The 9,055-nt window shown below is 45.3% G+C and carries 8 protein-coding genes and 1 riboswitch; of the genes, 2 read left to right on the top strand and 6 right to left on the bottom strand.

The window, feature by feature from the left end:
* Positions 1-539: 539 nt before the first annotated feature.
* From F5971_RS10270 to F5971_RS10255, 4 genes are all read right to left on the bottom strand, one after another.
* Positions 540-968 carry a universal stress protein gene (locus F5971_RS10270; RefSeq protein ID WP_036514414.1) on the bottom strand — a complete coding sequence of 143 codons (429 nt, stop codon included), beginning with the start codon at positions 966-968 and terminating at the stop codon, positions 540-542.
* A 15-nt stretch (positions 969-983) separates the two neighbouring features.
* Positions 984-3,578, bottom strand: coding sequence for a TRAP transporter permease (locus tag F5971_RS10265; protein ID WP_193494915.1), 2,595 nt, complete (start codon positions 3,576-3,578; stop codon positions 984-986).
* Between the two features lie 280 nt (positions 3,579-3,858).
* The gene (locus tag F5971_RS10260; protein WP_036514411.1) at positions 3,859-4,842 is read right to left on the bottom strand and encodes a TAXI family TRAP transporter solute-binding subunit; all 984 of its coding nucleotides are present in this window, start codon (positions 4,840-4,842) and stop codon (positions 3,859-3,861) included.
* Between the two features lie 180 nt (positions 4,843-5,022).
* Complete coding sequence (locus F5971_RS10255; RefSeq protein ID WP_193494914.1) at positions 5,023-5,994, bottom strand: TAXI family TRAP transporter solute-binding subunit; 972 nt, start codon at positions 5,992-5,994, stop codon at positions 5,023-5,025.
* Between the two features lie 112 nt (positions 5,995-6,106).
* On the opposite strand from F5971_RS10255, the gene pfkA reads away from it, so the two are divergent.
* Positions 6,107-7,111: a 6-phosphofructokinase gene (gene pfkA, locus F5971_RS10250; RefSeq protein ID WP_193494913.1), complete on the top strand. Its 1,005-nt coding sequence runs from the start codon at positions 6,107-6,109 to the stop codon at positions 7,109-7,111.
* A gap of 4 nt (positions 7,112-7,115) precedes the next feature.
* On the opposite strand, the gene F5971_RS10245 is transcribed toward pfkA, so the two are convergent.
* Positions 7,116-7,757 (bottom strand): MBL fold metallo-hydrolase, encoded by a 642-nt coding sequence (locus F5971_RS10245; protein ID WP_193494912.1) that lies wholly within the window; start codon positions 7,755-7,757, stop codon positions 7,116-7,118.
* A gap of 5 nt (positions 7,758-7,762) precedes the next feature.
* Complete coding sequence (locus F5971_RS10240) at positions 7,763-7,948, bottom strand: CPXCG motif-containing cysteine-rich protein (protein ID WP_036514403.1); 186 nt, start codon at positions 7,946-7,948, stop codon at positions 7,763-7,765.
* Positions 7,949-8,071: 123 nt separating this feature from the next.
* Positions 8,072-8,165: riboswitch (TPP riboswitch) on the top strand.
* Between the two features lie 59 nt (positions 8,166-8,224).
* On the opposite strand from F5971_RS10240, the gene thiD reads away from it, so the two are divergent.
* Positions 8,225-9,040 carry a bifunctional hydroxymethylpyrimidine kinase/phosphomethylpyrimidine kinase gene (gene thiD, locus F5971_RS10235; protein ID WP_193494911.1) on the top strand — a complete coding sequence of 272 codons (816 nt, stop codon included), beginning with the start codon at positions 8,225-8,227 and terminating at the stop codon, positions 9,038-9,040.
* The last annotated feature ends 15 nt before the right edge of the window (positions 9,041-9,055 follow it).

Below are 9,055 nucleotides of genomic sequence, written 5' to 3'. Positions count from 1 at the left end.
TCATGCTCAAAAACGTACATCTAAATGAATTCACATATAGGTTGCTTGTTTTTGATTAAGCTTTAATGCCTAACCTGAACAAGCGCCCACACGCATTACCTGATTAATTTTTTAAAGAGCGTCTTGGCCAACTCGGTGTTTTGAGTCGTCTCAAGCGAGGTGCGTATTCTACCGAACCCCTCGTCAGTGTCAAGCTTTATTTTCAAGAATTTTTAAATTATTTTCTCGAAACATCCACCTGAAAAACCACCAACCACTTCTTAATCTGTATTTTAATCAAATACTTAAAAAGAAGCCCCGCTTCAGTGACTCTCCCCCGGAAGGGCTTGTCTCTCAAGCGAGGCGCGAATATTAAAGAGGTTTTTGGGAGAGGTCAACTACTTTTTTAAATAATTTAAAAAATGACCTTCAATACCCACATAGAGAGTCACTGGACGACAACTCTGTTGTTGCGTCAATCCCCAAGCGCATACGACACTCAGGAAAATCTGACTGCATTCAACATTGCCGCCCACCTTAATCATGATAGCGGCGACAGTTCACCTAACAACCATGACTGACTTATGACTATGCCTCACCACATGTGATGAGTTAGGGCCTAGCACGTAATCCACCAAATTTCGTTTATTATGGGCCGCCATTACAATCAAATCAGCATCAACGTCTTTACTGATCCGAATAATTGTCTCCCATGGTGAGCCATCTGCTACGATTCTTTGGACGTGAATACCTTCTGGAATATGCTCAGCAACAAATTTTTTTAACTGCTCTTTTAATGCTTGATGTGCTTTGGTACTGAAATCTTTCGGAAAGAAAGACCCAACCATAGGCATACTAACCTCAGGCAGAACCGTTAAAATATGCAAAGAGGCTCCATAGGTACGACACAAGTCAATAGCAACAGGCAATGCTTTTCGCCATGAGCACTCTTCATTCAATACCACTGGCAATAATATTTTTGTGTACATCGTGAATACCTCTTTTTATGCCTTAGCGAATTGATCATCAGATGCGCGTCGACGATATTGAAGAAGATATATCATTAAAAACAGCGCGAAACCCGGTATCCATATCCACTCTTTAGCCCAGCGATCAACAGGCGCACTGATTTCGAGAATTTCTTGGTCAAAATCGAAGCCAATATCAGCCGCCAGGCTACCAAAATCAACCAAATCAACAATCGCTCTTTCTCCTTCAATCATCAGCTGGAGCCCTAGATTACTCATTCGCTCTTCAGCCGTTGCTCCAGAAGGCACAGGCACTAAATAATAGGTAATGAGGGGATCACCAAAATCATTTTCACCTTCAACCCGAACCCTCAAACTACTTCCTGAATCAACGCTCATCAACGCTTGTTCAAACTGAGCGGGAGGGACTTGCTGATAGGGATCATGTATTTTGTCCATCCAGTAACCGGGCCTGAATAAAGTGAAGGCAACCAGTAATAGCAGAACCGTCTCATACCAACGATTACGCGTTAACATATAGCCTTGTGTTGCTGCCGCAAAAATCAGCATTGCGATCGTTGAAACGATAAAGATAAAAATCCCTTGCATAAACGTCACATCAATCAACAACAGATCGGTGTTAAATATAAACAAGAAGGGTAAGGCGGCTGTTCGCATGCTGTAGTAAAAGGCTTGAAAACCCGTTCTTAACGGATCGCCTCCGGAAACAGCGGCTGCGGCAAAGGAAGCAAGCCCAACAGGGGGCGTAACATCCGCCATTATCCCAAAGTAAAACACAAAGAGATGCACAGCAATTAAAGGGACGATTAGACCATTTTGCTGACCAAGCAGTACAACAACAGGGGCCATTAATGCAGATACAACAATATAGTTCGCGGTTGTAGGCAATCCCATACCTAAGATTAAGCTTAGCAATGCTGTCAACACTAGGATCAACATCAGATTACCCATCGCCAGCAGCTCAACAACATCAGCCAAAACCAAGCCTACACCGGTTTGTGATACGGCGCCCACTATGATTCCAGCGGCGGCTGTCGCAATCCCGATACCAATCATGTTTCTGGCACCTGCAACAAGACCAATCCAGAGATCGTTCACACCTTCTTTTAAGTCGGCCGAAAGCTGACTGCGCTGTCTGAAGATTGCAATTAAAGGACGCTGGGTGAGCATGATAAAAATCATAAACACTGTCGCCCAAAAGGCTGACAAACCTGGGGAGAGGCGCTCAACCATCAAGCACCAGACAAGAACAATCACGGGAAGTATATAATGCAATCCTACCATCACCGTCGGACGTGTTTGCGGCAGCTTAACCACATCAGAATTGGGATCATCCAACTCTAGTTCAGGATATCCTGCACCGATTTTCAGCAATAAAACATAAACAACCGCCAGAACGACCGAAACAACCCAAGGCGTTGTATCACCTAATATCGGTTTGAGCCAACCAAGCCCGTAGTAAACACCAAAAGAGAGTATCATTAACAAGATCAATCCTGTCATGAACCCTAATACTTTATTTAACAAGGGACGGACAGGGTTACTTGAAGGTAAACCCTTCATATTGGCTTTCAAAGCCTCTAAATGCACAATGTAAATTAAGGCGATGTAGGAGATAACGGCAGGTAAGAAGGCATGTTTGATCACTTCAACATACGAAATACCAACATACTCCACCATTAAAAATGCTGCAGCACCCATCACAGGCGGCATAATTTGTCCATTGACAGACGATGAGACTTCAACAGCACCCGCTTTTTCGGAACTGAAACCTACCCGTTTCATCATGGGTATTGTGAAGGTTCCTGTCGTCACCGTGTTGGCGATCGACGATCCAGAGATCAATCCAGTCATTCCAGAGGCTACAACTGCAGCTTTTGCAGGCCCTCCGCGATAGTGGCCTAACAGCGAGAAGGCAACTTTAATGAAGTAATTGCCCGCACCCGCTTTATCAAGCAGCGCTCCAAAAAGCACAAAAAGAAACACAAAGCTTGTCGATACGCCTAAAGCAATACCAAACACACCTTGCGCAGTTAACCATTGATGATTGATTAATCCATTTAGACTGACGCCTCGATGAGCGAGGATGCCCGGCATATGGGGTCCGAAGAGGCTGTATAGGATAAAACATAATGCCACAATCACAAGCGGTGGCCCTAACGCTCGACGCGTCGCCTCTAGCAGCAGACACAACCCCATTACACCTATCACGACATCTTGTAAAATAGGCGCACCTGGACGTCCAGACAGCTCATTATAAAATAAGAATATATAGCCAGCACCAAAAGCGGCTATACCACCTACGATCCAATCCAACGCTGGAATACGATTACGAGGTGAATTTTTAAACGCAGGATAAGCCATAAAAGCAAGCAATAATGCAAAGGCCAAATGTATGGAGCGAGCCTCCGTTGCATTAAAAACACCAAACCCAACCATAAAAGGTAAGGGTGATGCAATCCAAAGCTGAAATAGTGACCATGCCGCCGCTAAACTAACTAATAGTTTTCCTGGAAGACCATCAGGTGATCTTGAACCTGTGTCAGTTGAGGCAACGAGCTCATCTAGATCAACTGTTTCAGCCGATGAATGTTTTTTATCATGTGTCATAGACGTATCCTGATGTCATTATGCTGAACACTGAATGTGCCGTATAAGTACTCTGTAAACTTACGAACCATGCACCCTTGAAACCCTGCCGACAGGACAGCTGCACTTCTTTAGACTAGCGGCTTACGCCGTAAATACAAATTCACCGCCACATCTACCTGTCACGTCACACGAAAGCTTACAGCTGATTCGTGGGGCACGATTTCTTAGGTTCTCGCTAAACAAAAAATGCGCGACATCAGCGCGCATTTTTATTAACGTCAAGTTTAACTAGGCTTGATTACTCTTGAATCCAGCCACGCTCCACGTAATAACGCTTAGCACCATCATGCAAGGGTGCTGTCAAACCGTCGGAGACCATGCTTTCTTCATTCAAATTAGCAAATGCCGGATGTAAACGCTTGAAACGGTCAAAGTTTTCAAACACGGCTTTAACGGTTTGATAAACAACCTCATCATCTACACCCGCATGGCTCACAAAGGTTGCAGCCACACCGAACGTTTCTACATCGTTATCATTACCGCGATACAAACCACCTGGAATCACAGAGCGCGTATAGTAAGGGAACTCTTCAATCAGACCGTCAATTTCCGCTCCAGTGACTGGAATCAAACGAGCGTCAACAGTGGTCGTTGCTTCTTGTATTGATCCATTTGGATGTCCAACAACATAGATCATTGCATCGATGTTGTTATCTGATAATGCAGAAGCCTGTTCGGCTGCATCCAATTGTGATGCCAATGCGAAGTCACTCACTGTCCATCCCATACGGCCCATCACTAAGTCCATAGTGTTACGTTGTCCTGAACCTGGGTTACCAATGTTCACTCGCTTGCCTTTGAGGTCTGCAAACTCGCTAATACCGGAATCAGCACGTGCAATCACCGTCAATGGCTCACCATGCATGGTGAACACAGAACGCATTTCACCCCATGCACCACCTTCTTCAAAGTTTGCTTCACCGTTATAGGCTCTGTAGTGAACATCAGACTGAACAACGCCCATATCAAGCTCACCACTTTTCATGCCATTTACGTTAGCAACGGAACCACCAGTAGAAGGTGCATTACAACGCACACCATGCTCATCACTATTGCGGTTAACCATTCGACATACGGACTGACCAACGACGTAATAAACGCCTGTTTGTCCACCGGTACCAATGGTAATGAACTTCTGATCCGCAACCACTTGTGTTGAGAAAGTCGTTGCAGCCAGAACGGCCCCTGTCAACGCAGCGGCTGAAAATGTAAGACGCTTCATACATACACCCCTTAAGGATTATAGTTTTTATTACTAACCTAAGACATTTAGTTGTTAATAAACAACTCTATACATTTTAAAACAGAGCAACAAAAACAACCAAACATACTTAATCTTTACACTAAAGTTTAACCTTAACCGATTCAGCGCTAGATGAGAAGCTTGATGATCAGTCAGAACTTATTCTATCAGCCCCACTTCTTTATAGTAGCGTTCCGCTCCCGAGTGGAAGGGGGCGCTTAAAGCTTCATTTACCATAGCCTCTTTTGTCAAAATCGCAAATGCTGGATGCAAGCGCCGAAATGCAGTAAGACTCTCAAAAACGGATTTAACCATTGCATAAATCACGTCATCACTGACGTTGGTTGTGGTCACTAGCGTGGCAGCCACACCAAAACTGACTACATCCAGACCATTTCCTCGATAGAGTCCACCGGGAATGTATGCCTGCCTGTAATACGAATGACGACTTACTAAATCATCAACATCGGCATCTTTAACATCAACCAATTTTGCATCACAAATGGTTGTCGCCTCTTGTACAGAACCACTTGGGTGTCCCACTACATAAATCATTGCATCAATTTTTCCATCACACAGTGCACTTGCTTGTTCAGCAGCACCCAACTCAAACACCTCCGCAAAACTAGTCGTATCCCAGCCCTTAAGTAACATCAGCCGTTCCATCGTTGCTCGTTGACCCGACCCTTTGTTGCCAATGTTGACACGTTTACCCACTAGATCATTTAAAGAGCTGATTTGAGCATCGTCACGAACGAGAAGCGTAAAGAGTTCAGGATGCAAAGAGAAAACAGACCTCAGCTCATGATGCGGACCTGCCGCAGAAAACACATCGCTTCCCTCGAACGCATGATATTGCCAATCAGACTGCACAATCGCTAAATCAAACTCGCCGGTTCTAAGCCCCGACAGGTTATAAACCGATCCACCCGTTGTTCGCACGGCACAACGAATGCCATGATCCACTCGATCGCGATTCACCAAACGACAAATTGCACCTCCTGCAGGATAGTACACCCCCGTTACTCCACCCGTCGCAATGGTGACAAACGACTCTGCCAATACGGTTAGTGAAAGCCCCCAGCACAGTGCTAGCACACCTATGCATCTACACAGAACACGATACACCATTCACTTCACCTCAATCATTTTAAAATCAAAGCCTTCACCTGCGGATTCTCTCAGCATCTGCTAGACTTCAGGTTAGTTATAGTCATAACTCGATGATAAATACAGGTGCTTTATGTATGATTTACCCACGCTTGAACCCATTCGCCGTTATAAATCCATTGCAGTTCTAACAAGTGGTGGTGACGCTCCCGGTATGAACCCAGCGATTCGAGGTGTTGTAAGAACAGCCTTACATCACGGTATCAAGGTATACGGTGTGCAGCGTGGCTATAGCGGCCTGATTAACGGAGACATTCACGTCCTTTCTAGCAAGGGCGTCTCCAATATTGTTCAAAAAGGCGGCACCTTTTTAAAAAGTGCGCGTTGTTCTGAATTTCATCAAGCCACGATCCGTGCCAACGCAGCGAGCCAACTTCGTAAACTGGGTATCGAAGCACTGATTGTTATTGGCGGCGATGGTTCGCTGACAGGAGCACACTTGTTTGAAGAGGAGACAGGGTTACCCGTCATTGGAATACCTGGGACGATTGATAACGATATTTTTGGAACAGATGATACCATCGGCTTTGACACGGCTGTTAATACTGCACTCAATGCGATTGACAAAATACGCGACACAGCTGACTCCCATGAGCGTTATTTCTTAGTCGAAGTTATGGGACGAAGCTCAGGGTTTCTTGCCGTACATGTTGGCATCGCAGCAGGTGCGGAGATGATTGTTGTCCCTGAGTTTGCCGTCGATGTAGAGGCAATTTCATTGCAATTGGCAACCTCTAAACGGAAAGGCTTAGGATCCAGTGGCATCATTGTGGTTGCTGAAGGCAACGCCCCAGGACTAACCAATCGTCTTGCTGAACAAATGGCCCATCACGGGCATACACCTTACGTTTCGATACTGGGCCATATACAAAGAGGAGGACACCCAAGTGGCCATGACCGAGTACTGGCCTCATGCTTAGGCGCCAAAGCCGTAGAATATCTACTGGCCGGTTATAGCGATATGATGGTCGGTGTGAATCAAGGTCAAGTCGTTGATGTTCCTCTCGATAACTTGACTCGATATCGTAAAGGCCTAGATCCTGAACTTTTGAAAATAGCTTTACAGTTACACAAGTAACTCCTTAACCTCGATGATCGGCCACAAAGGGATTATGTTTCCTTTCTGCACCCAGCGTTGACATGGGGCCATGGCCTGGAATAAACCTGATATCATCTCCAAGCACGAACAGTTTTTCCTTAATGGAGCGAATTAGATCTTGATGGTTTCCTCGCGGGAAGTCTGTTCGTCCAATCGAACCTTGAAAAATAACATCACCCACTTGCGCCAATTTCTCGTCCGCATTGTAAAAAATTACGTGGCCTGGTGTGTGCCCCGGGCAGTGCAACACTTCCAGTACAACTTCGCCAAAACGTATCTGATCTCCATCATTTAACCATCGATTAGGCACGAAATTGCTTACTTTGGGAAAACCAAACATGGCAGACTGCTGATCCAATCCTTCAATCCAAAACTGATCGTCTTTGTGAGGCCCTTCAATGGGTACATTTTTTAGGATGGCCAATTCAGCCGTACCACCCGCATGGTCAATATGTGCATGAGTTAAAAGTATTTTTTCAAGAATCAGCTTCTCAGTCTCGAGTAGAGACACAATTTTATGCACATCTCCACCAGGGTCTACCACAACTGCTTTAAGCGTTTTTTCACACCACATAACCGTACAGTTTTGCTGAAAGGGAGTAACTGGAACAATTTTATATTTCATCACCGCTAACCATTCTCGCGCTCTGCTCTAAAGGTCAGATTATTGCCGATCGAGACATTGATTAAAACAGGGCTACAGCAAACAGGACAATCTTCTGTGTATTCTTGCTCGTTTTCGGAGCAATCCACAGTAAAACTAATCGACTCACTGCAATAGGGACATAAAAGATCAATCGTTTCTAACGGATTCATAGGGGACCTCGCTAATCATCGCAATCCTATTAATAGCCTAGCGTATTTTTATATTTTTGCTCCATTTGCAACACACGTTTAGCGCTTGCATTCAGACTGAGAATAAGCGTAGACTAAAAATGATCATCTTGGTCGGGGTGCCCTTTGTGGGCTGAGATTACACCCGTTGAACCTGATCCGGCTTATACCGGCGTAGGAATATCGAGACATGCTTATTACAGCACCTATTGTATTCACGGCACCCCTGTCAGGCTTTTATCCTACAGGAGCGCTAGATTGACAATTCAAACATTTCCCATTGCACTCACCATTGCGGGATCAGACAGTGGCGGGGGAGCAGGCATCCAAGCAGACCTTAAAACCTTTTCAGCTTTAGGGGTCTATGGTTCATCCGTCATTACAGCCATTACTGCACAGAACACCTGTGAGGTGCGCTCTATCCATTCAGTGCCCATCGACATCATTGAAGATCAAATTCGGTGTGTGCTTGAAGACTTATCCATCGCTGCCATTAAAATAGGCATGATGGGTGATGAAGCCACCATAACGGCTATCGCACAGTGCTTGTCGAACACCACACAGATTCCGATCGTTCTTGATCCTGTCATGGTCTCGAAGACTGGGAAAATGCTACTGGCATCAGACGCAACTCAAGCACTCATGCATCAACTCATACCCCAAACAACGTTAATCACTCCCAATCTACCCGAGGCCGCTGTCCTCTGCCAAAAAAGTGAAGCTCAATCACTTGATGATATGTATACGACACTGGATCAGTTAATGGGCTTAGGCTCTCAAGCCGTGTTACTGAAAGGTGGTCACCTCGCATCTTCTGATCGCTGTTTCGACCTTCTAGGCACACCATCCGGTATACATCGCTTTGAGTCTACTCGCATTAAAACGCAAAACACTCACGGAACGGGCTGTTCAATGGCATCCGCCATCACAGCCAACCTTGCAAAGGGCTTCCCTCTTGAGCAGGCCGTAGAGAGTGCTAAAAACTGGTTAACCCAGGCAATCGAGCAGGCTAACCGATTAAATGTTGGACGAGGTTTTGGGCCCGTTCATCATTTTCATAATCTCTGGTTGTAACGAGTTGCTCCAACC

This window comes from Nitrincola alkalisediminis, assembly GCF_009821115.1.
In the GTDB taxonomy this organism is placed as follows: domain Bacteria; phylum Pseudomonadota; class Gammaproteobacteria; order Pseudomonadales; family Balneatricaceae; genus Nitrincola; species Nitrincola alkalisediminis.
The sequence above is the reverse complement of the archived record's forward strand: the minus strand, read 5'-3'. Positions and strand labels throughout refer to the sequence as shown.